This window comes from Microtetraspora glauca, from assembly GCF_040656155.1.
In the GTDB taxonomy this organism is placed as follows: Bacteria; Actinomycetota; Actinomycetes; order Streptosporangiales; family Streptosporangiaceae; genus Microtetraspora; species Microtetraspora glauca.
In genome coordinates, this window is record NZ_JBFALK010000007.1 from 81530 (window position 1) to 106169 (window position 24640).

At 71.2% G+C, this 24640-nt stretch carries 21 protein-coding genes and 1 pseudogene; 9 read left to right on the top strand and 13 right to left on the bottom strand.

All coding sequences use genetic code 11. The annotated features are described in order from the left end of the window. Positions 1-128 precede the first annotated feature (128 nt). Positions 129-455: a hypothetical protein gene (locus tag AB0I59_RS14930; protein ID WP_358132978.1), complete on the bottom strand. Its 327-nt coding sequence runs from the start codon at positions 453-455 to the stop codon at positions 129-131. A 43-nt stretch (positions 456-498) separates the two neighbouring features. On the opposite strand from AB0I59_RS14930, the pseudogene AB0I59_RS14935 reads away from it, so the two are divergent. Then, positions 499-771, top strand: a pseudogene (locus tag AB0I59_RS14935) (transposase); the annotation flags it as partial. Beyond that, positions 744-986, top strand: a complete 243-nt coding sequence (locus AB0I59_RS14940) for a group II intron maturase-specific domain-containing protein (RefSeq protein ID WP_358132983.1) — start codon at positions 744-746, stop codon at positions 984-986. The pseudogene AB0I59_RS14935 and the gene AB0I59_RS14940, both read left to right, overlap by 28 nt. A 249-nt stretch (positions 987-1235) precedes the next feature. Here AB0I59_RS14940 and AB0I59_RS14945 read toward each other — a convergent pair whose 3' ends face one another. The 8 genes from AB0I59_RS14945 to AB0I59_RS14980 form a co-directional block, all read right to left on the bottom strand. Further along, positions 1236-1517: a hypothetical protein gene (locus AB0I59_RS14945; RefSeq protein WP_358132986.1), complete on the bottom strand. Its 282-nt coding sequence runs from the start codon at positions 1515-1517 to the stop codon at positions 1236-1238. A 608-nt stretch (positions 1518-2125) separates the two neighbouring features. Further along, positions 2126-2872: a respiratory nitrate reductase subunit gamma gene (gene narI / locus AB0I59_RS14950; RefSeq protein WP_358132989.1), complete on the bottom strand. Its 747-nt coding sequence runs from the start codon at positions 2870-2872 to the stop codon at positions 2126-2128. Beyond that, the gene (gene narJ, locus AB0I59_RS14955) at positions 2869-3558 is read right to left on the bottom strand and encodes a nitrate reductase molybdenum cofactor assembly chaperone (RefSeq protein WP_358132992.1); all 690 of its coding nucleotides are present in this window, start codon (positions 3556-3558) and stop codon (positions 2869-2871) included. The genes narI and narJ overlap by 4 nt, the downstream gene beginning before the upstream one ends. Continuing rightward, on the bottom strand, positions 3555-5210 hold the full coding sequence (gene narH / locus AB0I59_RS14960; RefSeq protein WP_358132995.1) for a nitrate reductase subunit beta: 1656 nt from the start codon (positions 5208-5210) through the stop codon (positions 3555-3557). Before narH ends, narJ begins: the two co-directional genes overlap by 4 nt. An 81-nt stretch (positions 5211-5291) precedes the next feature. Then, positions 5292-9077 carry a nitrate reductase subunit alpha gene (locus tag AB0I59_RS14965; protein ID WP_358132997.1) on the bottom strand — a complete coding sequence of 1262 codons (3786 nt, stop codon included), beginning with the start codon at positions 9075-9077 and terminating at the stop codon, positions 5292-5294. Between the two features lie 54 nt (positions 9078-9131). Continuing rightward, positions 9132-10292 carry an MFS transporter gene (locus AB0I59_RS14970; protein WP_358133000.1) on the bottom strand — a complete coding sequence of 387 codons (1161 nt, stop codon included), beginning with the start codon at positions 10290-10292 and terminating at the stop codon, positions 9132-9134. Between the two features lie 308 nt (positions 10293-10600). After that, positions 10601-11038 carry a hypothetical protein gene (locus AB0I59_RS14975; RefSeq protein WP_358133002.1) on the bottom strand — a complete coding sequence of 146 codons (438 nt, stop codon included), beginning with the start codon at positions 11036-11038 and terminating at the stop codon, positions 10601-10603. Beyond that, positions 11035-13599, bottom strand: a complete 2565-nt coding sequence (locus AB0I59_RS14980) for a multicopper oxidase domain-containing protein (protein WP_358133005.1) — start codon at positions 13597-13599, stop codon at positions 11035-11037. Before AB0I59_RS14980 ends, AB0I59_RS14975 begins: the two co-directional genes overlap by 4 nt. A 542-nt stretch (positions 13600-14141) precedes the next feature. On the opposite strand from AB0I59_RS14980, the gene AB0I59_RS14985 reads away from it, so the two are divergent. From AB0I59_RS14985 to AB0I59_RS15000, 4 genes are all read left to right on the top strand, one after another. Beyond that, on the top strand, positions 14142-15674 hold the full coding sequence (locus tag AB0I59_RS14985; protein WP_358133008.1) for a nitronate monooxygenase: 1533 nt from the start codon (positions 14142-14144) through the stop codon (positions 15672-15674). 225 nt (positions 15675-15899) lie between these two features. Continuing rightward, entirely contained in the window at positions 15900-17018 is a 1119-nt protein-coding gene (locus AB0I59_RS14990) for a LacI family DNA-binding transcriptional regulator (RefSeq protein WP_358133011.1), read from the top strand. Positions 17019-17031: 13 nt separating this feature from the next. Continuing rightward, a complete protein-coding gene (locus AB0I59_RS14995) occupies positions 17032-17793 on the top strand; it encodes a hypothetical protein (RefSeq protein ID WP_358133013.1) in 762 nt (253 codons plus the stop codon). Between the two features lie 389 nt (positions 17794-18182). After that, entirely contained in the window at positions 18183-20093 is a 1911-nt protein-coding gene (locus AB0I59_RS15000) for a glycoside hydrolase family 2 protein (protein WP_358133015.1), read from the top strand. A 73-nt stretch (positions 20094-20166) separates the two neighbouring features. Here AB0I59_RS15000 and AB0I59_RS15005 read toward each other — a convergent pair whose 3' ends face one another. Beyond that, complete coding sequence (locus AB0I59_RS15005) at positions 20167-20583, bottom strand: cupin domain-containing protein (RefSeq protein ID WP_358133018.1); 417 nt, start codon at positions 20581-20583, stop codon at positions 20167-20169. A gap of 60 nt (positions 20584-20643) precedes the next feature. Continuing rightward, positions 20644-21018, bottom strand: a complete 375-nt coding sequence (locus tag AB0I59_RS15010; protein WP_061258556.1) for a cupin domain-containing protein — start codon at positions 21016-21018, stop codon at positions 20644-20646. A gap of 59 nt (positions 21019-21077) precedes the next feature. Between AB0I59_RS15010 and AB0I59_RS15015 the strand changes: the two genes are divergently transcribed. Then, positions 21078-21542 (top strand): MarR family winged helix-turn-helix transcriptional regulator, encoded by a 465-nt coding sequence (locus AB0I59_RS15015; protein WP_358133021.1) that lies wholly within the window; start codon positions 21078-21080, stop codon positions 21540-21542. A 281-nt stretch (positions 21543-21823) separates the two neighbouring features. Here the strand turns inward: AB0I59_RS15015 and AB0I59_RS15020 are convergent, their stop codons facing one another. After that, complete coding sequence (locus AB0I59_RS15020) at positions 21824-22135, bottom strand: type II toxin-antitoxin system PemK/MazF family toxin (RefSeq protein WP_061258553.1); 312 nt, start codon at positions 22133-22135, stop codon at positions 21824-21826. Next, positions 22132-22392 (bottom strand): hypothetical protein, encoded by a 261-nt coding sequence (locus tag AB0I59_RS15025; protein WP_061258552.1) that lies wholly within the window; start codon positions 22390-22392, stop codon positions 22132-22134. Before AB0I59_RS15025 ends, AB0I59_RS15020 begins: the two co-directional genes overlap by 4 nt. A 321-nt stretch (positions 22393-22713) precedes the next feature. On the opposite strand from AB0I59_RS15025, the gene AB0I59_RS15030 reads away from it, so the two are divergent. Together AB0I59_RS15030 and AB0I59_RS15035 are read left to right on the top strand one after the other, a co-directional pair. Then, positions 22714-23436 (top strand): VOC family protein, encoded by a 723-nt coding sequence (locus AB0I59_RS15030; RefSeq protein ID WP_358133024.1) that lies wholly within the window; start codon positions 22714-22716, stop codon positions 23434-23436. Positions 23437-23559: 123 nt separating this feature from the next. After that, complete coding sequence (locus AB0I59_RS15035; protein WP_358133026.1) at positions 23560-24588, top strand: aminoglycoside phosphotransferase family protein; 1029 nt, start codon at positions 23560-23562, stop codon at positions 24586-24588. Positions 24589-24640: the final 52 nt, after the last annotated feature.

The window sequence follows — 24640 nt, forward strand, 5'->3', positions numbered from 1 at the left end:
ACCCCCTGATCACCCGGCGGCCGGGGAGCCCGGTGATCTCCGGGGGTGTGGAGCCGGTGGACAGCCGTTGGCGCTGACAAGGATCTTGATTGCAGCGAGTGAGGTCGCTCTTGGTTTGTGAAGCTTCCTCAGCTCGTTGCCTGGTTCCGGTGTCGGCGTGCGGCGCGGATCTCGCTGTCGGCGACCTTGTCGTCCAGCAGGGCGTAGAGCTGCGTCGTCTCGGTGGAGGCGTGGCCGAGGCTCGATGGACACCCCGGCGTTGAGTTCGGTGGCGTGTGGCGCCGCTGGTGAGGGTCGATCTCGACGCCGGCGGCGTTCAATCCCGAGCTCAAGGAAATCGACTTCACCACCGTCGAGCCGGCCGCCTGATGACATCTCTCGTTCCCCACCCGATGCTTGAGCCCGCATGGATTGACGTGGTCTTCAGCCCAGTCCCTGGCGCGACGCAGGATCATGCGATTCCGGCGTGCGGCTCATTCCGTGGAAAACGCCGCTGGCGCCGAGGAGAGGGCCGATGAGTTGAGCGACGCTGAGACGTCCGGTGCCGACCGCGAGACCGGCGCCCGCGTGCTCGCCGAACTCGGCGACGACCGCACCCGCTTCGCCGACGCCCGTGCGCTGAAGGCCTACGCCGGATCAGCACCCATCATTCGCGCCTCAGGCGGTAGCCGATCGCGAATGGATTTCAGCGCCGCACAGTCACGTTCACGACGAGACACCGCGTGTCGGGGGTCAAAATCCGGGTGGATCCGAAGGCGGTCAGCCGTCTGAAGGACCGCATCCGGGAGTCGTCCAGCCGCAGGTGGAGCGTGTCGATGCCCTGCGGGATCGGCAGGCTCAACGCCTACGTCACCGGGTGGATGGCCTACTTCCACCTGGCCGACACCCCAGGGTGTTCAAGGATCTGGATGAGTGGTTTCGCCGCCGGATGCGGCAGATCCGCTGGAAGGAACGGAAGAAGCCCAAGACCAGGCGCCGTAACTTGAACAAGCTCGGCATTCCTGACCACAAGGCCAGGGAGTGGGCATCGAGCGGCAAGGGCTACTGGCGTATCGCGGGCTCATCGGTCCTCCAGTGGGCCTTGCCCGATATCCACTGGACCGGCCTTGGCCTGAAGGGTCTTATCCGACCTGGCACAGGCGCAAAATTGCGGCCTGACGAGCCGCCGGATGCGGGCCCGTATGTCCGGTGGTGTGAGAGGGGACGGGTCGACCCCGTCCCCTACTCGATTGCGCTCAGCGGCTACACGAGATGGTGACCGTGGCCAGGTAGAAGCCCAGCCCGTCGGGGAAGACGTTCGAGCTGACCGTCTGGCATCGGGTGGTGCGGAACCCTGCGGCGACGGCCTGCGCGTTGGCGTCGGACCGGGCCATCGTGATCGCTGCGGCCCGGTTGGAACCGACCCCGTCCCCCTGGAACTCCTGGGTCTCCTGGACGCCGGCGATGGACTGGACGGCGGCCGAGGCCGGGGCGGTGGCACCGGCCAGCGCCACGATGGCCAGGACTACCCCGATCATGATTCTTCTGAGTGGCATGTGCTGCTGTTCCCTTCTCCTAGGCGTCTCTCAATAGGGAGGCGTTCCATGCCGTTCCAAGGGAGGCGTTCCATGGCGTTCCATGGGGAGAGGCGGGCTCTTCGTCGTATCTGACGGGCGAGTGCGTGTCCGCGCGTACGGCTGCGCGTGGGCTGCACGCGCTCAGAGCTATTTGATCTTGATCGGGGGTGCAGCATCTCGCTGAACGTCTGGTGGGTCAGTTCGTCGGCCACAAGAAGGGTCCCGGCAGCAATGAAGAAATTTCCAACGAAGTCGCCTCTGACCTGCGGTTATCCTGAATCCTTTGGCTGAAGTCTCGATTCGCTTACGGTGTGGACCATGAGCGACGCTGCCCGCATTCCCGCCCTGGCAGGTCGGACCCCTCGATACGGATCAATACACCGGCATCATCCCCCGGGCTCGTCGTGTTCGGCCTCTAGCTAGGCGCAGAGGGCGTGTCCTCCAGTTGGAGGTACGGTCCGGGGGCGGCGGGCCCGCTCAGTAAGGCGTACGAAGCGGATCTGCTCTGCGGGGCTCGCTCGGAGGTCTGCTCAGCGAGGCTTGATCGATGGTCTGATCGAGGGGCTCACTCAGCGAGGCGGCGGACCGGCCGGCTCCCAGCCGCGCCGGGTAGGCCGGGTGCCGCGCTCACCACCGAGGTCGCGGCTGCGGTACACCACGTACGGCCGGGTCAGGTAGCCGATCGGCGCGGTGAGCATGTGCACCAGGCGGGTGAACGGCCAGATCGCGAACAGCGCGAGCGCCGAGAGGGCGTGCAACTGGAAGAGCAGCGGCGCCGCGGCCATCAGCGACATCTCCGGCTGGAAGGCGAAGATCGACCGGAACCAGGGCGAGATCGTGGTCCGGTAGTCGTAGCCGCCGCCGAGGATGTTGGCGGCGACCGTGGCCGACAGGCCGAGCACGAGGGTCAGGGCCAGCATCGCGTACATGAGCTTGTCGTTGCGGGTGGTCGCCATGAAGACCGGTCCGACGGTGCGGCGGCGGTAGATCAGGATCGCCAGGCCGCCCACGGTGCACACGCCCGCGACGGTGCCGAGCACCACGGCGGTGATGTGGTACGTCTCCTCCGACACGCCCACCGCCTCGGTCCAGCTCTTGGGCACCAGCAGGCCCCCGACGTGCCCGAGCAGCACCATCAGGATGCCGAAATGGAACAGCGGGCTGCCCACGCGCAGCAGCCGCGACTCGTACAGCTGGGAGGAGCGGGTGGTCCAGCCGAACTTGTCGTAGCGGTAGCGCCAGACGTGGCCGAGCACGAAGACCGTGAGGGCCAGGTAGGGGGCGATCCCCCAGAGGATCAGGTCCAGAGCGTTCAACGGTGGTCTCCCGTGACGGCGAAGGGTTCGAGGCCGACTTCCTCGGCGGGCGGGCCCTGTGCGGCCAGTCGCAGCGCGGCCGCGCGCTCGCGCACGCCGAGCGGCGGCAATGTGGCCAGCACAGCGGCGACCACGTGCGCGTACGGCGAGCCCTCGGCGGTGAGCGCATGGTGGAGAACCTCGATGCCGGCCCGGTGCTCGTGCAGCAGCCGGCCGGCCTCGCGGGTCGCGCCGCGCCCGGACAGCTCGCACACCACGGCCAGGTGGTCGGGCAGTTCTCCGGCGGCCGGTTCGAACCCGGCGGCGCGGTAGGCGTGCTTGAACCGCAGCAACGCCATGCCGCGGCGGCGGGTGTCGCCGTAGGTGTAGTAGGTGAGGTACGGGCAGCAGCGGCGCTTGAGGTCGAAGATCGCCACGTAGTGTTCGGCCAGCTCGGGCAGCGGGGTGGCGTCGAGGTGGTCGAGGAAGGCGGTCAGGTGGCGTGCGGCGTCCCCGGTGGGCAGCCGGGACACGGCTCGTGCCAGCACAGGCCGGGCCTCATGCAGCCGCTCGTCGGGATAGTCCAGCAGCACCGAGGCGACCAGGTGGACGGTGCGCAAGTCGGGCTGTCCGGCATCCTGATAGGTGCCGTCGCCGGGGTGGGCTTCCCGGACGTCTTCAGGCGCGGGGGCGTGTCGGCGGATCACCTGTCCTCCTTCTTTCGCGGGAACAGCCCGGTGGGCAGCCCCTTGCCGTCCCAGTTGAGGAGGTTGACCCGTCCTTCCCGGTCGGCGGGGTCGACGAGCGCGCCGCTCTCCTGTCGTTCCTTGAGCGCGTGGAAGGTCTCCACCGCGACCGGTCGTGGTTGCCCTGACGCCTCGCCGAACGGGCCGCTCATGCCGGGGCCGCCGTCGTAGTCGAGGCTGCAGCCGGTGGCGAGTTCCTCCAGTTGGGCCCCTTGCTCGGCGTGGGCCTTGGGGATGACGTACCGCTCGTCGTAGGGGGCGATGGCGAGCAGGCGGTGCATCTGCTCGATCTGCTCGCCGGTCATCCCGACGGCGGCGGCGATGGACTCCCTGGGGGCGCGGCCGAGGTTGACGCGGCGCATGTAGGAGCGCATCGCGGCCAGTCGCCGCAGCACGTCCCGTACGGGCTCGGGGTCGCCCGCGGTGAACAGCTCGGCGAGGTACTCGACGGGGATGCGCAGCGAGTCGATCGCGCCGAAGAGGTTCCCGGCCTCCTCGCCGTCGTGGCCGGTGCCGGCCAGGGCGTCGACCACTGGCGACAGCGGCGGGATGTACCAGACCATCGGCATCGTGCGGAACTCCGGATGCAGCGGCAGCGCCAGGCCGTACTCGAAGATCAGCTTGTGGATGGGGGAGCGGCGGGCGGCCTCCAGCCAGTCCTCGGGGATGCCGTCCCGGCGTGCCGCCGCGATCACCTCCGGGTCGTGCGGGTCGAGGAGGACGCCCTTCTGCGCCTCGAACAGGTCCTTCTCGTCAGGGACGGTCGCGGCGTCGATCACCCGGTCGGCGTCGTAGAGGATCAGGCCGATGTAGCGCAGGCGGCCGACGCAGGTCTCCGAGCAGACGGTCGGGATGCCCACCTCGACGCGGGGATAGCAGAAGGTGCACTTCTCGGCCTTCCCGGTCTTGTGGTTGAAGTAGACCTTCTTGTACGGGCAGCCCGTCACGCACATGCGCCAGCCCCGGCAGCGGTCCTGGTCCACCAGGACGATGCCGTCCTCGCTCCGCTTGTACATCGCCCCGGACGGGCAGGAGGCCACGCACGAGGGGTTCAGGCAGTGCTCGCAGATGCGCGGCAGATAGAACATGAACGCCCGCTCGAACTCCAGCTTGACCTGGTCGGACATCCTTCTCAGGATCGGGTCGGCGGGGGCGAGTTCGGGGGCGCCGGCCAGGTTGTCGTCCCAGTTCGCGCTCCAGGTGATCTTCGTCGGGGCGCCGCTGATGAGGGATCGGGGCCGTGCGACGGGCGTGCTGTCCTGGACGGGCGCGGAGAAGAGCCGGTCGTAGTCGTAGGTCCAGGGTTCGTAGTAGTCCTGGATCGACGGCATGACCGGGTTGGCGAAGATGCTGAGCAGCTTGCGCAGCCGTCCGCCGGCCTTCAGCCGGAGCCGGCCGCGCCCGTTCAGCTCCCAGCCGCCTTGCCACTTCTCCTGGTCCTGGTAGGTGCGGGGGTAGCCCTGGCCGGGGCGGGTCTCGACGTTGTTGAACCAGACGTACTCGGTGCCGGACCTGTTGGTCCACGCCTGTTTGCAGGTGACCGAGCAGGTGTGGCAGCCGATGCACTTGTCGAGGTTCATCACCATGGCGAGCTGGGCCATGACCCTGGTCATCGCTCGTCCACCTGTCCTTCGTATCCGTTGCCGTCGTGTCGCTCGGGCCTCATCGCGGGCTCACCGTTCCTCGTTCGCGCATCAGTAGTCGACCTCCTGGGCGCGGCGCCGGATCACCGTGACCTCGTCGCGCTGGTTCCCGGTCGGGCCGAGGTAGTTGAAGGCGAACGAGAGCTGGGCGTAGCCGCCGATCAGGTGGGTCGGTTTGACGAGCAGCCGGGTCAGGGAGTTGTGGATGCCGCCGCGTTTGCCGGTCGTCTCGCTCTTGGGCACGTCCACGACCCGCTCCTGCGCGTGGTACATGTACACGGTGCCCTGCGGCATGCGGTGGGAGACGACCGCCCGCGCCACGACCACGCCGTTGCGGTTGACCGCCTCCACCCAGTCGTTGTCGCCGACGCCGGCCTTGGCGGCGTCGGCCGGGCTCATCCAGATGGTGGGGCCGCCGCGCGAGAGCGTCAGCATCAGCAGGTTGTCCTGGTACTCGGAGTGGATGGACCACTTCGAGTGCGGGGTCAGGTAGCGCACGACGACGCCGTCGGACACCGACTCCGGCTCGCCGAACATCGCGGTCATGTTCAGCGGCGGCCGGTAGACCGGCAGGGCCTCGCCCGCCTCCTGGATCCAGTCGTGGTCGAGGTAGAAGTGCTGCCGTCCCGTGAGCGTGTGCCAGGGTTTGGCGTGCTCGACGTTGGTGGTGAACGCCGAGTAGCGCCGTCCGCCGGTCTCGCTGCCCGACCACTCGGGCGAGGTGATCACGGGCACCGGGCGGGCCTGGGTGTCGGCGAAGGTGATGCGCCGGTGTTCGTCGGCGAGCCCGTCGAACGAGGTGCCGGTACGGCGGGCCAGCGTGGCGTAGCCCTGCGCCGCCAGATGGCCGTTGGTGGTCCCGGACAGCGCGAGGATCGTCTCGCACATGGCGATGTCGGTCGCCAGCGAGGGGCGGCCGGCGGCGATGCCCGACCTCATGGTGCCGTTCTCCCGGCGGAGCCGGTCGATCTCGCTCTCCACGTCGAAGGTGAGTCCCTTGGTGGTGGCGCCGAGCCGGTCGACCAGGGGGCCGAGGGCGGCCATCTTGGCGGCGATCGCGCCGTAGTCCCGCTCGACGGTGACGATCTTGGGGAAGGTGCGGCCGGGCACGGGGGTCTCACCGGTCTCGCGCCAGTCGCGTACCCGGCCGTGCGGGGTGGCGAGCTCGTCGGGCGTGTCGTGCAGCAGCGGCACCGCGACGATGTCGCGGCGGACGCCGAGATGCCGCTCGGCCAGGGCGCTGAACGCCTCGGCGATGGCGTGGAAGGCGGCGAAGTCGGTGCGGGTCTGCCACGGCGGGTCGATGGCCGGGGTGAAGGCGTGCACGAACGGGTGCATGTCGGTGGAGGACAGGTCGTGCTTCTCGTACCAGGTCGCGGCGGGGAGCACGATGTCGCTGAACAGCGTGGTGGAGGTCATCCGGAAATCGAGCGACAGCAGCAGGTCGAGCTTGCCGCGCGGCCCGCCCGCCTGCTCGCCGGTCTCCGCTCCGGTCTCCGCGAGGGCCCCGTCGCGGGTCTCGTCGTGGGTCTCCCGCCAGACGACGTCGCGGGGGCGCCGGCCGGGTTCGGCCTCGGTGGCGCGGAGCGAGGAGTCGGCGCCGAGCAGGTGGCGCAGGAAGTACTCGTTGCCCTTGGCGGAGGAGCCGAGCAGGTTGGCCCGCCACACGGTCAGGACGCGCGGCCAGTTCTCCGGCGCGTCGGGGTCCTCGCAGGCGAAGCCGAGGTCGCCCGACCGGATCCGCTCCACGATGTACGGCCCGGCCTCCTGGCCGGCCGCCGCGGCCTCGTCGGCGAGGTCGAGGGGGTTGCGGTCGAAAGTGGGATAGGACGGCATCCAGCCCAGGCGGGCCGACTGGGCCAGCAGGTCCGCGGTCGCCTTCCCCGCGAACGTGCCGCTCCCGAGGGGCGAGGCGACCACGTCGGTCGTGTAGGTGTCGTAGCGCCACTGGTCGGTGTGCAGGTACCAGTAGGCGGTGCCGATCATCTGCCGGGGCGGGCGGGCCCAGTCCAGCCCGAAGGCGAGCTGGGCCCAGCCGGTGATCGGCCGGCACTTCTCCTGGCCGACGTAGTGGGCCCAGCCGCCACCGTTGACTCCCTGGCAGCCGGTGATCGTCAGGAGCGCCAGGAAGCAGCGGTACATGGTGTCGGAATGGAACCAGTGGTTGGTCCCCGCCCCCATGATGATCATTGATCGGCCGTGGGACTCCTCGGCGTTGGCGGCGAACTCCCGGGCGATCCTGGCCGCCCTGGTTGCCGGCACCGAGGTGATCTCCTCCTGCCAGGCCGGCGTGTACGGCACGGCGGGGTCGTCGTACCCGTACGGCCAGTCGCCGGGGAGGCCCGGGCGGGCGACGCCGTACTGGGCGAGGAGCAGGTCGAAGACGGTGGTCACGAGGTGGCCGCCCACCCGCCGGACGGGGACGCCCCTGAGCAGCGCGCCGCCGCCCGCCCAGTCGCCGGACGGACCGCCGGAGGGCTGGTCGAACCGGGGCAGCGCCACGACGACGGACTCGCCGCCGACGCCGTCCGTGCCATCGACGCCATGAGCGCCATGAGCGCCACCCGTGCCGATCAGGGTGAGGGCGGGGTCGGTGTCGCCGAGGTCGAGGTTCCAGCGGCCTTCACCCTCCGGCGCGTAGCGGAAGCCGAGCGAGCCGCCCGGGATCACCGGCTCCCCGGTCCGCTCGTCGAGCAGCACGGTCTTGAACGCGGCCTCCTGGCCCTCCTCGCCGAGGTCGGCGGCGGTGAGGAACTTGTCCGGCAGGTACGCGCCGTCGTGCTCGCGCAGCCGTACGAGGAAGGGCAGGTCGGTGAAGCGCTTGGCGTAGCCGGTGAAGTACGGCGTCTCCCGCTCGACGAAGAACTCGTTGAGGATGACGTGGCCCATGGCCATGGCGAGGGCGCCGTCGGTGCCGGGCCGGGGCGCGAGCCACTCGTCGGCGAACTTGGCCGCGTCGCTGTAGTCAGGGGACAGGACGACGACCTTCTGCCCCCGGTAGCGGGCCTCGGCCATGTAGTGGGCGTCCGGGGTGCGGGTGACGGGCACGTTGGAGCCCCACAGCATCAGGTAGGCGGCATCCCACCAATCCGCCGACTCGGGGACGTCGGTCTGGTCGCCGAACACCTGGGGCGAGGCGACGGGCAGATCGGCGTACCAGTCGTAGAACGACAGCATCGACCCGCCGATCAGGGACACGAACCGGGCGCCGACGGCGTGCGAGGCCATCGACATCGCGGGGATGGGCGAGAAGCCCGCCACCCGGTCCGGGCCGTACGTCTTGATCGTGTGTACGTGCGCGGCGGCGATCATCTCGGTCGCCTCGTCCCAGGTGACGCGGACCAGGCCGCCCCTGCCGCGGACGGACTGGTAGCGGCGCCGCTTGCCGGGGTCGGAGACGATCTCGGCCCACGCCTCGACGGGGTCGCCCAGCCGGGCCTTCGCCTCGCGGTACATCTCCACCAGCACGCCCCTGGCGTACGGGAACCTGACCCGGGTGGGGGAGTAGGTGTACCAGGAGAAGGCGGCGCCTCTGGGGCAGCCGCGCGGCTCGTACCCGGGCCGGTCGGCGCCGGCGCTGGGATAGTCGGTCTGCTGCGCCTCCCAGGTGATGACGCCGTCCTTGACGTACACCTTCCAGGAGCAGGATCCGGTGCAGTTCACGCCGTGGGTGGAGCGGACGACCTTGTCGTGGCTCCACCGGTCGCGGTAGAAGGCGTCGCCCCGGCGCCCGCCGACCTGGTACAGGGTCCTCCGGTCGCCGGACGGCTCACCCCTGTGCAGGTGCCGGCCCAGCTTCAGCAGGGCGTCGTCGATGGGCCCGTCCATGCCCGCCATGTGTGTGCTCCTCTTCGTTCGAGTCGTCGATCGATGTGTCGGGGGCGGTGCGGGTCAGGGTTGGTCGGCCACGCGGAGCACGAACCAGCAGTAGACGAACGCGGCCGCCGCCACCACGGCCAGCAGCATCAGGCCGATGGCGTACGTGCCGGTCGCCTGGAAGATCAGGCCCATCACGATGGGCGGCAGGAACCCGCCGAGTCCTCCGGCCGCGCCCACCACGCCGGTCGCCGAGCCCACCATGGTCGCCGGTACGGCCCGGCCGAGCAGAGCGAACACGGCGCCGTTGCCGAGGCCGAGCGCCGCCGCCATGATCAGGAAGCCGGCGGTCGCCAGCGGCATCGGGGGGCCGAAGGCCACGATGACCGCGCACACGACGACGGTCGCGAGCGCACCGCTCAGCACCGGTCGCCCGCCGATCCGGTCGGCCAGCCAGCCGCCCACCGGACGGGCGAGCGTGGCCAGCACGACGAAGCCGGCCGAGCGGGCCGCCGCGTCGGCGGTGGTCAGCCCGTAGGCGTCCTTGAGATAGAGCGGCAGGTAGACGCCGAAGGCAACGAACCCGCCGAAGGTCAGCGCGTACATCGCGGCGAGCTCACCGGTGATCCGCAGCCGCGCGGCGCGGATGAAGCGGGTGAGGAACGGCTCGGTGGACGGGGTGACGCCCGGGGCGTCGCGGCCGACGGTCAGGAAGGCCAGCCCGACGACGACGAGCGCGGCGGCGACGACGAAGAACGGCGTGCGTGCGCCGAAGTCGCGGGCCAGCCAGGGGGTGACGAAGCCGGAGATCGCGGTGCCGATGTTGCCCATCCCGAAGACGCCGAGGGCGAGACCGCGCCGCGCCGGCGGGTACCAGGCGTTGACGTACGGCACGCCGATCGCGAAGGTGGCGCCGGTCAGTCCCAGGAGGAAGCCGCCCACCAGCAGCGAGGGGTAGCTGCCGGCGAAGGCGAGGAAGAGCACGGGCACGATGCCGACCAGGCCGGCGACGCCGAACACCGAACGGCCGCCGAAGCGGTCGGTGAGCCCGCCGAGCACGATCCTGCCGAGCGATCCGACGATGACCGGGACCGCCACCAGCATCGACACCTCGAACGGGGTCAGGGCGAGCAGGTCCTTGTACGTCGGCCCGAGGGGGCTGAGTAGCGCCCAGGCCCAGAAGTTCACCGCGAAGGCCGCCGTCGCGAGGACAAGCGCGCGGGTACGGCCCGCCATGGCCGTGTGTGTTATCAGAGGAGTGACGGTGGTCATTCTCGCCCCAGTTCCCAAAATCGCATCCTGAATGCAAGTTTTGTGGCCCGTTATGGGAGAGCATCAGGGACTTTGGTCCCGGTCGTGGCTGCGTAAGGTCCCGATGATCTTTGGTATCGCGGACCACGCGGCGCGGCAGATGGCCCGGCAAGTGGCGACGTCGGGTGGCAGGTCAGGACGGAGGTGCGGGGCCGACGGCGGCCTCAGGTGCGCGGATGGTCGTTATCGGGGGTGGGATCCGGTGTGTCCGGTCGTCTGGTCAGGACGGCAGGTCAGGTCGCCGGCAGTGCGGCGGCGAGCACGATGATGCCGACCGAGCCGACCAGGGCGGCCACCGCCATGGTGCGGGCCAGGCCGGGCAGCCCCTTGGGGGAGGCCCAGCCGTGCACGGCGGCCGCCGCCATGACCGCGCAGAACAGCGCGAGCTTTGCCGCGAGAATGCGGCCGTAGCCGGGTTCGGCGAGTGAGGCCCAGGTCACGCCCTTGTGCCAGGCGATGGCTACGCCGGTGCCGATCTGGACCGGCAGGAACACCGCGCCGGTGAACATGCCGAAGCGGCGGCCGACGGCGTTCAGCACCGTGGCGCGCCGTTCGGCGTCCAGCAGGCGGCGGGCCAGCGGCAGCACGACGAGCGACACGGTGAGCTGGCCGCCGACCCACAGGGCCGCCGACAGGACATGCAGGAAGCGGACCACCGACCACCAGGTCATGGCGCGCTCACACGGAACACTCCGTGTGCGCCCGCCTCGGCGTGGCGCATGTCGTGGTCGACGATCGGATAGGTGCCCGGCTCGGGGAATCTCAGCTCCACGAAGCCGCCCTGTGCCGGGGCCAGGTCGAGCGCCTGGGCTCCGCCGGGTCCGCCCTTCTTCAGCATGTAGGCGCCCTCCTTGTAGACGGTGTCGTACGGCGCGCCCACGACGTGGAGCGAGGTGCCGTCGCTCGGCCCGGCGGCCACGGCCCAGATCCGCACCCGCTCACCGGCCTTCGCCTCCAGAGGGGCGTGGTCGTAACCGGCGGCGGTGCCGTTGAACATCCAGCCGTCGGGACGCCCCTGGACGATCTTGTCGACCTGGGCCTGGCCGCCCGGTTCCCCGAGGTAGAGCTCGCCCTGCACCAGGACGTACTCCCGGTCGACGCGGGGAAGGTCCGGCGGATCGACGATCACCGCACCGTACATGCCGTTGGCGATGTGCTGCGACATGGGCATCGTGGAGCAGTGGTACAGCCAGGCTCCGGCGAAGTCGGCGCGGAACCGGTAGGTCAGCCGCTCTCCCGGCTGGATCGTGCGCATCGGCCGGTCGGGGGCCAGAGCGCCGGCGTGGAAGTCGAGGCCGTGGCCCATCGCGGCGTCGTTGACGAAGGTGACGGTGAAGACGTCGCCCACACGGCCGCGGAGCATCGGACCGGGAACCGTCCCGTTGAACGTCCACACCCGTTGCCGCACGCCGGGCGCCACCTCCAGCTCGGCCTCCGTGGCGCGGATCTCGACCTGGTGGTCCGTTCCTCCAGGGGCGGGCTCGAGGGTCGCGTCGTACGGTTTCCACCCCGCCGACATCGGCGCGGTCAGGTCCAGGCGGCCCGTGCTCGCGTTCATGTCGTGGCCGCTCATCTGCTGGTCGTGGGCCGCCTGCGCGGTGCTCGCCGTTCCCGCGGACCCAGCGGACGCGGCGGATGCGGTGGACGCGGTGGGCAGGACGCGCATGGACATCCCGGCCACGCGGTGCCCCACGACGGTGCACCAGCCGTCCACCGCCGTCGCGGGCATGTCGAGCACGATGGTGGCGCTCCGGCCGGGATCGAGCATCGGTGTGCTCTGCCCCGTGGACAACCGCAGGTCGTGGCGCTGGCCGTCCCGGTTCGTGACGCGCAGGGTCAGGCGGGTGCCCGGCGGAGCCTCGATCGTGCCCGGCCGGATGCGCATGCCCGACAGGGTCACCTCGACCGTACGGGCCGCGCCCGACACGGCACCCGACACGCTGGTGGCCGCCGACGCTGTAGTACCCGGCGCTGTAGTACCCGGCGCTGTGGTGCCCGGGACGTCCTGGACCGCGACGACGACCGCCGCGGCGGTCAGGACGCAGCCCAGGAGCACCCCCGCGATCCCCGGCACCGCCGGGCGGCCCGCCAGGACGGGCCCGAGCACGACCGCGAGGGCCAGGACCACGAAGGCCGTGACCGAGCCGATGAGCAGCGCCCAGCCCAGCAACCGCAGCGGGCCGGGCACCGGGAGGACCACCAGGGGGACGGCCAGGTTGGCCGCGGCGAGCCGGACCCGCCAGCCGCGTTCGAGCAGCGCCGCGTTCCGCTTCAGGCGGGCGGGGCCGCCGCCCGCGATGGCGGGCAGGAGGTGGCCGAGGGAGCCGAGAAGCGTCTGCGCGACGAAACCGGCGAGCACCAGCGGCAGGAGCGTCTCCAGCGCGCGGCCGGCCTGGGCCGCCGGGCGCACCGCCACCATGACGAGATCCGCGACGAGCGCGACCTCGAACCAGACAACCCCGGCCGCGAGGGTCCAGCCGGCCGGTGTCGTCGGGCGGCGCCGCCGCAGCGTCTCCACCAGCGGAGCCAGCGCCACCGCCGCCGCGGCGGCGTAGAGCGCCATACCCGCCGCCGCGACCTGGCGCCATCCGAGGAGCAGCCCGAGTACGGCGACGGCCAGGCCGGGCACCGCGAGCCGCAGTGCCGTACGGGACGCCTGGCGGGTCAGGGCGGACACCTTCGTGCGCAGGACCGTCGGCCAGAGCGTGAACAGCGTCCCGAGCACGGCCAGGCCGATCCAGCCGAGCACGTTCACCGCGGCGTGCGCCGCGTGCAGCCGCTCGTGCGCGCCTCCGGGCACGACCCGGGAGATCAGGAGGCCGCCCAGCAGGCCGCCCGCCGCCAGCGCGGCGCCCGCGGCGACGTACCAGGGGACGACGTGGGCGAACGGGCCGGGCAGCGCCCGGCGACGCATCCTGACCAGGACGGCGGTGTGCCAGACGACCACCGCGACGATCACGGCCGCTCCCGACGCCGCCGCACACCAGGGGCCCAGCGCGGCGCCCGCCAGCACGGCGGCGGTACCGGCGTTCGCGGTCCCGAGGCGGGCCGCGCTCCAGCGCGGGTCCGGGGGGCGCGCGTGCAGCAGGGTGACCGTGAAGTGCTCGCTCCAGATCAGGATCGCGCTGGTCGCGGCGCCGAGCAGGAAGAGGTGGACCAGCAGCCAGCGGGGAGCGGGCAGCGCGTCCCCGGCCAGGGCCGCGAGGACGGTCAGCCCCAGCCAGGCCACCACGACCGCGTTGGCCTTCAGCAGGCGGCTCGCCCGGCGGCCGGGCCTCGCGGGCGTTCCCGGCGGTTCCTGTGGTCCGGCGGGTGCCGGTCCCGGCGATGCCGATCCCGCAGGTGCTGATGCCGCGGGTGCTGATGGTCGCGGCTGCGCGGGTGATCCTGAGGGTCCGTGCGGCCGTTCGGAACCGGTCGACACCTCGGCCGAGGTCATGGGGGCTGCCTTCCTGCCTGAGGGGCGCGCGACCGCGTGCCCGATCCGGGCGGTGCCCGCCGCGCCCGCCGCGCCCGGCGCGATCCCATGCTGACATGCCCGCCGACGCGGTCACGTGGGACCTTCGGCCCTGTTCGGGGGGACGATCGGCCGTTCTTTGACCGGAAGTTTGTTCGTTTTGTAGGGATTTGTGTGACTGGGGACCCCCGCGCTCGGGACTTTGGTCACTACAGGGAGATCACCGCGAACCGGTTGACTCGTCACGCCATCCACCGGAGTACCTGGCGTCACCGGGACGCGAGAGCCCGATGTCCGCCGAGCAGGAGGTTTTCCCCTTGACGATCGCCGAGCAGCCGGTCCCCGGCCCGGTACGGTCCGCGGCGGCCACGGCCGAGGGCGGGCTTCCCGCGCTCATCCAGGGAGGGATGGGAGTAGGTGTGTCCGGGTGGCGGCTGGCGCGGTCCGTCGCCCGGACCGGACAGCTCGGCGTGGTCTCGGGGGTGGCGCTGGACGTCACGCTGGCCAGGCGGCTCCAGCAGGGTGACCCGGGAGGGCACCTGCGCGGGGCACTGGCCGAGTTCCCCGTGCCCGCGATCAGCGAGCGGATCCTGGCCAGGTACTACGTGCGCGACGGGATCGAGCCCGGCGCGCCGCACCGGCCGGTGCCGCGGCTCGGCCTGCGCCCGAACCGGGCACGGGACGAACTGGCCGTGGTCGCCAACTTCGCCGAGGTGTTCCTCGCGAAGCGGGACGGCGGCACGGTCGGCATCAACTACCTGGAGAAGATCCAGATGGCGACGCCGGCGGCGGCCTACGGGGCGATGCTCGCGGGAGTCGACTTCGTGCTCATGGGGGCGGGCATTCCGTCCCAGATCCCGCGGCTGCTCGACCGGCTCGCCGCGCACCTGCCGGCCGAGGTCACGGTCACGGTCGCGGGGGCGGAAGGCGGGGAACGGCACGCCGTCGGCATCGACCCGGTCGCGCTGCTCGGGCGCACCCCCGAGCCGCTGGTCAGGCCCCGGCTGCTGGCCATCGTCTCCTCCGACGTGCTCGCCGGCTATCTCGCGCGTACGCCCGAGACCCGGCCGGACGGGTTCGTGGTGGAGGCGCCGGTGGCGGGCGGGCACAGCGCGCCGCCGCGCGGCCGGATGCGGCTGGACGAGACCGACCAGCCGGTGTACGGGCCGCGCGACGAGGTCAATCTCGCCAAGGTCGCCGCGCTCGGCCTGCCGTTCTGGCTGGCCGGAGGTTACGCGAGCCGGGACGGGCTGGCGCGGGCACTGGAGGCCGGCGCCGCGGGCGTCCAGGTGGGTACGGCCTTCGCGTTGTGCCGCGAGTCCGGCCTGGACGACAAGCTGCGGCGGAGGCTCCTTGAGCAGGCCAAGGATGGCACGCTGCGGGTGCGCAACGACCCGCACGCCTCACCGGCCGGGTTCCCCTTCAAGGTGGCCGGCCTGCCCGACACCCTGGCCGCCCCGGAGGTGCACGAGCGCCGCCCCAGGCTGTGCGACCTCGGCCATCTGCGCACGCCGTACGTCAAGCCGGACGGCGGTGTCGGCTTCCGGTGCCCGGCCGAGCCGGTCGACGCGTACCTGCGCAAGGGAGGACGTCTCGAGGAGACGGAAGGCCGCAGGTGTCTGTGCAACGGCCTGGTCGCCGCCATCGGTCTCGGGCAGCACCGGCCGGACGGGTACCAGGAGCCGCCGCTGCTCACCCTCGGTCAGGACCTTGATTTCCTCGGCGACCTGCCGGAGGGGTACACCGCCGCCGACGTCGTCGCCCACCTGCTCGGACCGGGCGGTGCCCCCGCCTCCGCCAGAGCCGGCGAGGACCAGCGGGAGGGTGGGCTCCCGCCGGAGGGCTCCTGATCGCCCTCCGGCGGTCAGCCGCCTCTTGAACGGCCGCCCAGTGGACGACCTCCAGATGGACGGCCGCCCGAGCCGGTCGGCCGCCTACCGGATGACGCCCCCGGGGGAGGGCCACGCGGTCGGCCACGCGGTCGGCCACCCGATCGCTCGTCCGTCGGGGCGTCGCGCGGCGCGGGGGCGGCACTAGGCTGTCGCCCCGGAGCACGCGGTTGGGGAGGCGCGAGGATGAGGCCCGCCCGGATTCAGGACGTCGCGCAGCGCGCGGGCGTCTCGTGGAAGACGGTGTCCAACGTGCTGCACGAGCGGGCCAACGTCCGCCCGGAGACCAGGGCACGGGTGCTCGCCGCGATCGAGGAGCTCAACTACCGGCCCAGCGTCGCCGGCAGGCAGCTGCGCATGGGTCGCGCCAACCTGCTCGCCCTGGCCGTGCCCGCGATCGGCAACCCGTACTTCAGCGAGCTGGCGCATGTCATGATCGAAGGCGCGGCACGGTCGGGGTACACGGTGCTCATCGACGAGACGCACGGTGAGGCCGATCGTGAGGGTGTGGTCGCCGAAGGTTTCCGGGTCAGGGTCATCGACGGCATCATCTTCAGCCCGCTGGAGATGACCGGCCCGCAACTCGCCGCACGCAGGGACCGCACGCCCATCGTGCTGATCGGGGAGCACGTCACTTCCGAAGAGTCCGGCCTGGACCACGTGGCGATCGACAACGTCGCCTCGGCCGCGGAGGCGACGCGGCACCTGCTGGAGACCGGACGCGAGCGGATCGGTTTCCTCGGGCACCAGTCCTGGCGGCCGCGCGGCACCGGTGACCTGCGGCTCCAGGGGTACGAGCAGGCGCTTGCCACGGCTGGGCTCCCACTGGATCGCGCGCTGATCCTCCCGGCGGCCGCGTACTCCCGAGAGGAGGGCGACGCCCGGGTGGCCGAGTTCCTGGCGCGGCTCCCCCGCCGGAACACGACAGATCAGCACGTATCCGGCCAGGATCCACCCGTGCTCGACGTTCCTAGTCGCGATGCGCCCGGTCGGAATGCACTCGGGCTCGACGCGCTGGTCTGCGCCAACGACCTGCTCGCGATCGGCGCCATGCGCGCGCTGCGCCGCGCGGGGATCCGCGTTCCCGAGGATGTCGCCGTCCTCGGCTGGGACGACACCCCGGAGGGCGCCTTCTCCCATCCCGCGCTGACGACCGTCGCCCCGGACAAGAAGGAGCTGGCGCGCTTGGCCGTGGAGGCGCTGCTGCGGCGGATCGACGGCGACACCTCGCCGCCCGTCACGTATGTCGTCCCGCACCGGCTCGTCGTCCGGGAGAGCACCCTGCCGCGATACGGCACGGAATGAGAGGACACCGCATTTGAACGGAGAGACGCGCCGGGTCGAGGAGGCGACGCCGGTCGCCGGACACATGGCACACCCGGCGTTGGACTACTACTTGATCTTCCCTGAGGCGTGGGACGGCGACCCGTCGGCACAGCCGTCCGGAATCGCCGTCGAGGAGTTCATGCTCGCGGACGATCACACGGCGACCGGCCTGGCCAACGCCGTGTGGACGGCGGCGGACGGTGACTGGTGGAGTTCGGCGGCCTTCAGTCGCGCGATCCGCGCGGATCCGAGGCTCCGCGTCCGGGTCGTCCCGGTCCGAAGGGGTGACGCGGAGACGGCCTACCGACGGCTGGGGGCAGGTGCGCTGCCTGATGAGGCGACGTTGCGTACCCGCTTCCATGACCACGCGGCCTTGCCCGGCTCGCCCCCGCTGCGGTTCGCTCCTCCCGAGGTCCCCGAGGGATTCCACGAGAAGCGCGTCTACCGGATCCTGTTCGCCGACGCGCCGCGCGAGGACCAGGTGGCCCACCTGCGGCAGGTCTGGGGGATGACGCTCGCCGACCACGTCGCCGGCCCGCAGGCTCGCGTGCTCGGCACAGCTCGTCGGCGCGTGGCCGGAGATGTGTTCACCTGGGATCTTCGCCGGATCGGCGCGGGCGTGGCCTCGAGCATCGACCTGACCGCCTGTCTGGGCGATCCGCCGGGCGACGCCGTCGGGGCTCTGCTGCGGGAGCTGATGACGATCACGCGTTACCAGGGGCTGATTCCCGTGACGATCGAGCGCCTCTCGTGATCCCCGGCGAGAGGTGTCTCCACGTCGAGGTCACGGTGTGTTCCCCGTCCTCGCCGGTCAGGTCGTCGTGAAGAAGCTCCGCGCCGACGGCGTCCCCGCCACCGACGCTGCCGTGTAAGCACGCCTCTCGCCCATCTGCTGCGACCGCGATCGGCCTCCTGGGCCGCTCGCCCCCACCCGCGCCGACCTCGACACCGGCCGCTAGGTCTTCACCCGCGCCGACCTCGGCCCGGTCTTCGTCCCTTCCACGGTCCGCCCCAGGACCAACACGACCAGCATCCTCCCCGAAGCCGTTCAAGGCAGGCGTCGTGGGGTCCTGGTTGGCCGGATTCCCACGTTGTAATACGCTTCGCTCGCAGATCACGACCTCCTTCCCCCGGGAGCATCACATGCCGTCGCCCCACACCCCGGCCGTACCGATGGAGACGCCGCGCCCGGAGCATCCGCGCCCGCAGTTCGTCCGCGAGGAGTGGATGTCACTCAACGGCGAGTGGGAGTTCGAGATCGACCAGGCCGACTCCGGTCTCGAACGCGGGTTGCGCGACCGCGCCCTGAACAGCCGCATCGTCGTGCCGTTCGCTCCTGAGTCGACCCTGTCGGGGGTCGGCATCACCGACTTCCTGGAGGCCGTGTGGTACCGCAGGACGGTCACCGTCCCCGCCGGGTGGGTGGGGCGGCGGGTCCTGCTGCACTTCCAGGCCGTCGATCACGACACGACCGTCTGGGTGAACGGCGTCGAGGTGGCCCGGCACCGCGGCGGCTTCACGCCGTTCACCGCCGACCTGGGCGGGGTGGTCGAGCCCGGTGAGGAGATGACCGTCGTCGTCCGGGCCCGCGACCCGCGCCATGCCGTACAGGCTCGGGGGAAGCAGTCCACGACCTACGCCAACAGCGGCGTGCACTACACCAGGACCACGGGCATCTGGCAGACCGTCTGGCTGGAGGCGGTGCCGGAGGTCCGGCTGCGGCGCCCCCGGATCACCCCCGACGTGGCGGGATCGGCGTTCCACCTCGAGGTGCCGCTCACCGCGAACCGGCCCGGATGGACGGTCCGCGCCGTACTCACCGACGCCCCGCGCGGCGGCGACCCGGGTGAGGACGCGGGTACGGCGGCGGAGGGTGTCGCGGGGGAGACGACCGGACAGGTGGCGGGAGAGGTCGCGCGCGCGAAGGTGCGCGCCGATCTCGATCTCGCGCCCCGGGTGGTCCTGCGGGTTCCCGCCGACCGGGTACGCCTGTGGTGTCCTGAGGATCCGCACCTGTACGGCCTGCGCCTGGAACTACTCGACACCGAAGGCGGCCTCGTCGACGGCGTGGACAGCTACGCGGGCCTGCGTTCGCTGTCGGTCGATGGGCGGGCGCTGCGCCTCAACGGCCGGCCGGTGTTCCAGCGGCTCGTCCTCGACCAGGGGTACTGGCCCGACGGCCTGATGACGGCGCCGAGCGAAGCGGCGCTGGTGGCCGACATCGAGCTCTCCCGCGAGGCGGGGTTCAACGGCGCCCGGTTGCACCAGAAGGTGTTCGAGGAGCGCTTCCTCTACCACGCCGACCGGCTCGGCTATCTGGTGTGGGGCGAGTTCGGCGACTGGGGCGCCTCGACCGGAGCGGGCTGGGAGGACAACCAGCAGCCGACCGCCTCGTTCGTCACCCAGTGGCTGGAGGCGGTGGAGCGCGACTACAGCCACCCTTCGATCGTCGGATGGTGTCCCCTCAACGAGACCCACCAGGTCATCCACGACCGCGTCACCACGCTCGACGACGTGACGCGGGCGATGTTCCTGGCCACCAAGGCGGCCGACACCACGCGTCCGGTCCTCGACGCGTCCGGCTACTCCCACCGGGTGGCCGAGAGTGACGTCTACGACTCCCATCTGTACGAGCAGGATCCGGAGCTGTTCGCCGAGCAGCTGTCCGGTCTGGCGGACGGACGGCCGTACACCAACGTGTTCGGCGCCGATGTCGCCATGTCCCTGCCGTATCGCGGGCAGCCGTACTTCTGCAGCGAGTTCGGCGGGATCTGGTGGGACCCGGACGCGGCGGCCTCGGCCGGGGGTGACGACAACGCCGTCTCCTGGGGATACGGCGCACGCCCGGCGAACGAGGAGGAACTGCAGTCCCGCTTCGCCGGGCTGGTGGGTGCGTTGCTCGACAACCCCGAGATGTTCGGCTACTGCTACACGCAGCTCACCGACACATTCCAGGAGCAGAACGGCGTCTACCGGTTCGACCGCTCCCGCAAGCTCGACGTGGCCCGGCTGCGTGCGGCCCAGTCCCGTCCGGCGGCGTACGAGCGGCCGTGATCTCGGTTCCCCTTGACACCGGACGTGTGATCGCGGCGCCGCCGCGCCCGCCGAGCGACGGCGCCGCCGTACGTCAGGCGACCCAGGGCGGCACGATCCGATCGGTGCCCTTGGGGGCGAGGTCGCACGCGTCGGCGGCCGAGACGCCGCCGGGGTTGTAGACCCGGGCGCCCGCCGGCGCGGTCACGACGGCGGCGAAGCCGTCGTGAGGGTCGGCGAAGATCTGGCGGGTCACGTCGGCGGGCAGCACCATCGTGTCACCGGGAGCGACATGGAGCCGTTCGCCGTCGATCTCGAGGGTGCAACCACCCGTGAGCAGGGTCCAGATCTGTTCGGTGTCGAAGGCGTGCAGCGGGCCCTCGGTGCCGGCCGGCATGTCCACGCGCCACATGGCCCGCTCCGCGCCGCCCTGGGTGGGCGAGGCGAGCGTGGTCATGACGCCGTTGGGCGTGGTGGTCCTGCGGGCGTCGCCGGAATGGATGACGGGCATCAGGGATCTCCTCAGTGGTCGGGCGAACCGGTTCTCGATGTGGTGACGGGGGTGTGCGGGTCAGGCGATCCACGGCGGCACGCCGTGCACGGTGCCGTCGGCGAGCAGGGCCGTCGCTCCGGCGGCGGCGGTCACCACGGCGGAGTAGCCCTCGGGCCCGGCGGTGACCCGACGCGGGGTCGAAGGGGGCATGACGACCGTGTCGCCCGGGGCGACCTCGAAGGTCTCGCCGCCCAGCTCGACCGTCGCGGCGCCGGCCGTGAAGGCCCACACCTGCTCGGTGTCGAAGTCGTGCGGCGGGCCCGCCACGTCGGGGTTCGCGTCCACGCGCCACAGCGCTGCCGCCGTACCGCCCTGGGTGGGCGAGGCGAAGGTGGTCATGACGCCGCCGGGGGTCTCAGACCGGCGGGCTTGGTCGGCACGGATGACAGGCATGTCCGCGTCTCCTAAACTAGGCAACTACGTTGTCTAAATAGTGAACCAGGTTGTCTATCGTGTCAAACGACCCTCCCGGCTTCGAGCTGCCCCTGCGGCTCTTCCTGGGATTTCGCACCCTCATCGACGCGCTGCACGCCGAGCTCGCCCGGCAGGGGCATCCGGAGGTACGGCCGATGCACGGGTTCGTCATGCAGGCGATCGGTATGCGCGGCACGACCGCGGTCGAGCTGGGCCGGGCGCTCGGGGTCTCCAAGCAGGCCGCCGGAAAGACCGTCGAGACGCTGGAACGCCTCGGCTACGTCGAGCGCGCCCGCGACCCGCACGACACCCGCCGCAAGATCGTACGGCTGACGCCGCGCGGCCTGGACGCGCTGACCAGGTCGGCGCGGATCTTCGAAGAGCTGCGGGCGGGCTGGGCCGCGAAACTGGGGGAGGAACGGCTCCGCGCGCTGGAGGCCGACCTACGCGCGGTCACCCCGCAGGACGTGTTCCGCCTCGACGTCCCCGGCTGGTTCGGCTGACTTCCACCCTCGATCTGGCGTGAGCTCGGCCCGGACCAGCTCCGCTTCGCCCGGGTCACCCGGGACGCGCGTCCGGCGGCCGTGGCTGCCCGAGCCGGTGACCACGGGCCCGTCCGGGCCGAGCGACGCGTATGTGACGATCGGCTCGGGCTGAAGGACGGGCAGGCCGGTGCCGTACATGGTCGGGAGAACGTGCGGGCCATCGCCGACATCGAGGCCCTGCTCACCGCCCGCCGAGGCGAGACCCCTGGAGCTTCGAAGCGGGCGGCCCCCTCACGGCCTCAGTTGGCGAATCCGAAAATCGCCGCGAGCATCCCGCGTACATCGACGAGCTTGGGCTCGGGAATGTCGCCGACCTTCTCTTGCAACCGGCCGGCGTGGACGGTCGTGATCCGGTCGATCATCGCGGCGCGGCCGCCGCCCACGTCGACCGAGAAGGCCGTGAGCGCGCCCGCCATGTCGGCGGCTTCGACGTACGCGGTCAGCACGTTGTCGCCGTACAACGTGTGGTAGAAGTCGCCGGACACGACGAGCCTGACCTCCTCGCGGTCGGCCAGCCGTACCGTCCAGAGCTCCCCGAAGCGGTGGGTCACGCCGCGGCCCCGCCCTGCTTGTCCTTCAGCGCGAGGCGCATGTCGTCGGCCATCGCGGCCTCGTCGGCCTCCTGCCCGGCGGTCGCCGGGGAGCCGTAGAACGCGGCGCGCGTCATCTGGTCGTGGTGTGCCGTGATCTCGCGGAGCAGCCCGCGCTCGATGACGGCGGACAGGCTGAGGCCGTTCGCCTCCGCGTGGGCTCGTGCCTTCTCGAGGATCCACGGCGCGATGCTGATCGACGTCTTCTCCTTGGCCATGCCTTGACTATAGGCGCCTGGCAATACCAGCGGTAGGAACCGAAGTATTAACCCCGTTTGGTATGGCTCGCGGGCGAGGGATTTTCGAAGTTTGGCGGCCCCTGGCCTGTCGGTTAACGGCATCCCAACAAGCTCTGCCGCCGGTGGCGCCGGTCTTGGGGTCAATCGTCCACTGTCCTGATCGCGGATCGTGCGGAAGCGTCACCGTCTGACCCAAATGCGTTGGCGTCGCCGTCCTCGAGCTGGTTAGCGTTGGCTTCCGTCATGCGTGGGAGGACGTGCCCTGTCTACGCCTGTGAGTCAATAGATTGGAGATGCGGGATGACTGCTCAGCTCGTCGCGCTCTGCTTCGATGCGAACGACCCGCTCCGTCTCGCCCGCTTCTGGGCCGGAGTCCTGGGCTGGGAGACGGTGAACGACCCCCACGATGGCATCACGCTCCTGCCGAGCGATGACACCGGGTTCCGGATCCGATGTCTTCCGTCCCAGGAGAAGAAGACCGGCCCGAACCAGATGCACTTCGATCTGACGAGCACGTCCCTCGAAGACCAGCAGCAGACGGTGGCGAGGTCGCTCGAACTCGGTGCGCGGCACATCGACGTCGGGCAACGCCCGGAAGAGGATCATGTGGTGCTCGCCGACCCCGAAGGCAACGAGTTCTGCGTCATCGGGCCGGACAACAAGTTCCTCGCTGACTGCGGATTCATCGGAGCGCTCTCGTGCGACGGTTCGCAGGAGGTCGGGTACTTCTGGAGCGAGGCGCTGGGGTGGCCGTTGGTCTGGGACCAGAACCAGGAGACCGCCATCCGCTCGCCGCACGGCGGTCCGAAGATCACGTGGGGCGGTCCGCCAGTGGCGCCGAAGACCGGGAAGAACAGACTGCACTTCGACCTCGCTCCACCTACGCACGGTGATCAGCAAGCGGAGGTCGACCGTCTCATCTCCCTCGGAGCGACTCGAATCGACATCGGCCAGGGCGAGGTCGGTCAGGTAGTGATGGCCGATCCCGATGGCAATGAGTTCTGTGTGTCGACCTCCCGATAGCGTGACCAGACCCGGGGTGACGCGCCTCCAATCCACCCCGCGGCACGATGTGATGCCGGAGGTGCCCCATCCTGAAGGCGGCGCGTCGCCGCCCGCCGCCCGGAAACCGCCTAGGTTGCGATCATGAGCGCGGAGTGCCGTCCAGGGATCGATGTCGGTGGACCGGTAGCACAGGGGTGTCCCGGCCCACCGGGACCGCACGGCTCGGCCGGGTCCGGGATCGAGGTTCCGGCCGCCCTGGCCGCCTCCCACGACAGGTATCGCGGCGCGGCGGGCCGTGCCTGGATCGCCGCGCTGCCGGATCTGGCCGCCGACTTCATGGACCGATGGCAGTTGCGCGCCGACGGTCCGCCATCGCACGGAGCCGTGGCACTCGTGCTGCCGGTCGTCCGCGCGGACGGCGCCCCGGCGGCCCTCAAGCTCCAGCCCGTCGACGAGGAGACCCGTGGCGAGCCGGTCGCCCTGCGTGCCTGGGATGGGGACGGGGCGGTCCGGCTCCTGCACGACGCGACAGAATCGGGGGTGATGCTGCTGGAACGGCTGGACGCGTCCCGATCGCTCTCGACCGTCCACGACGACATGGCCGCCATCCGGATCCTGTCCGAACTCCTGGCCCGGCTGGTCGCCCTCCCCGCGCCGGAGGGGCTGCGGCGCCTGGCGGACGTCGCCGCCGCGATGCTCGAACAGCTCCCGTGGGCCCTCGCCCGCCTTCCCGACCCTTCCGACCGTCGCCTGCTCGACACCTGCGCGGGCGCCGTACGGGACCTGCTCGGGGGGGCCGGCGACCGGCTCCTGCACTGGGACCTGCACTACGACAACGTCCTGGCTCCCCACCCGTCGTCATCCGCGCGGGAGCCGTGGCTGGCGATCGACCCCAAGCCGCTCGCCGGTGACCCGGGGTTCGAGCTGCTCCCCGCACTGGGTGACCGATGGGACGAGGTCGTCGCCAGTGGCGATGTGGCCCGTGCCGTACGGCGCCGCTTCGACCTGATGACGGAGATTCTCGGCCTGGACCGGCGGCGCGCGACGGGATGGACGCTCGGCCGTGTGTTGCAGAACGCGCTCTGGGACGTCGAGGACGGCGAGACCGCTGTCGCACCGGAGCAGAAGACGATCGCCGGGGCACTGCTCGACGGCCCCCGGTCACCGTAGCTCCCGACGCGCGCCCGGGACCGAGCGCCCGAGAGCCCGCCAACGGCTTCAC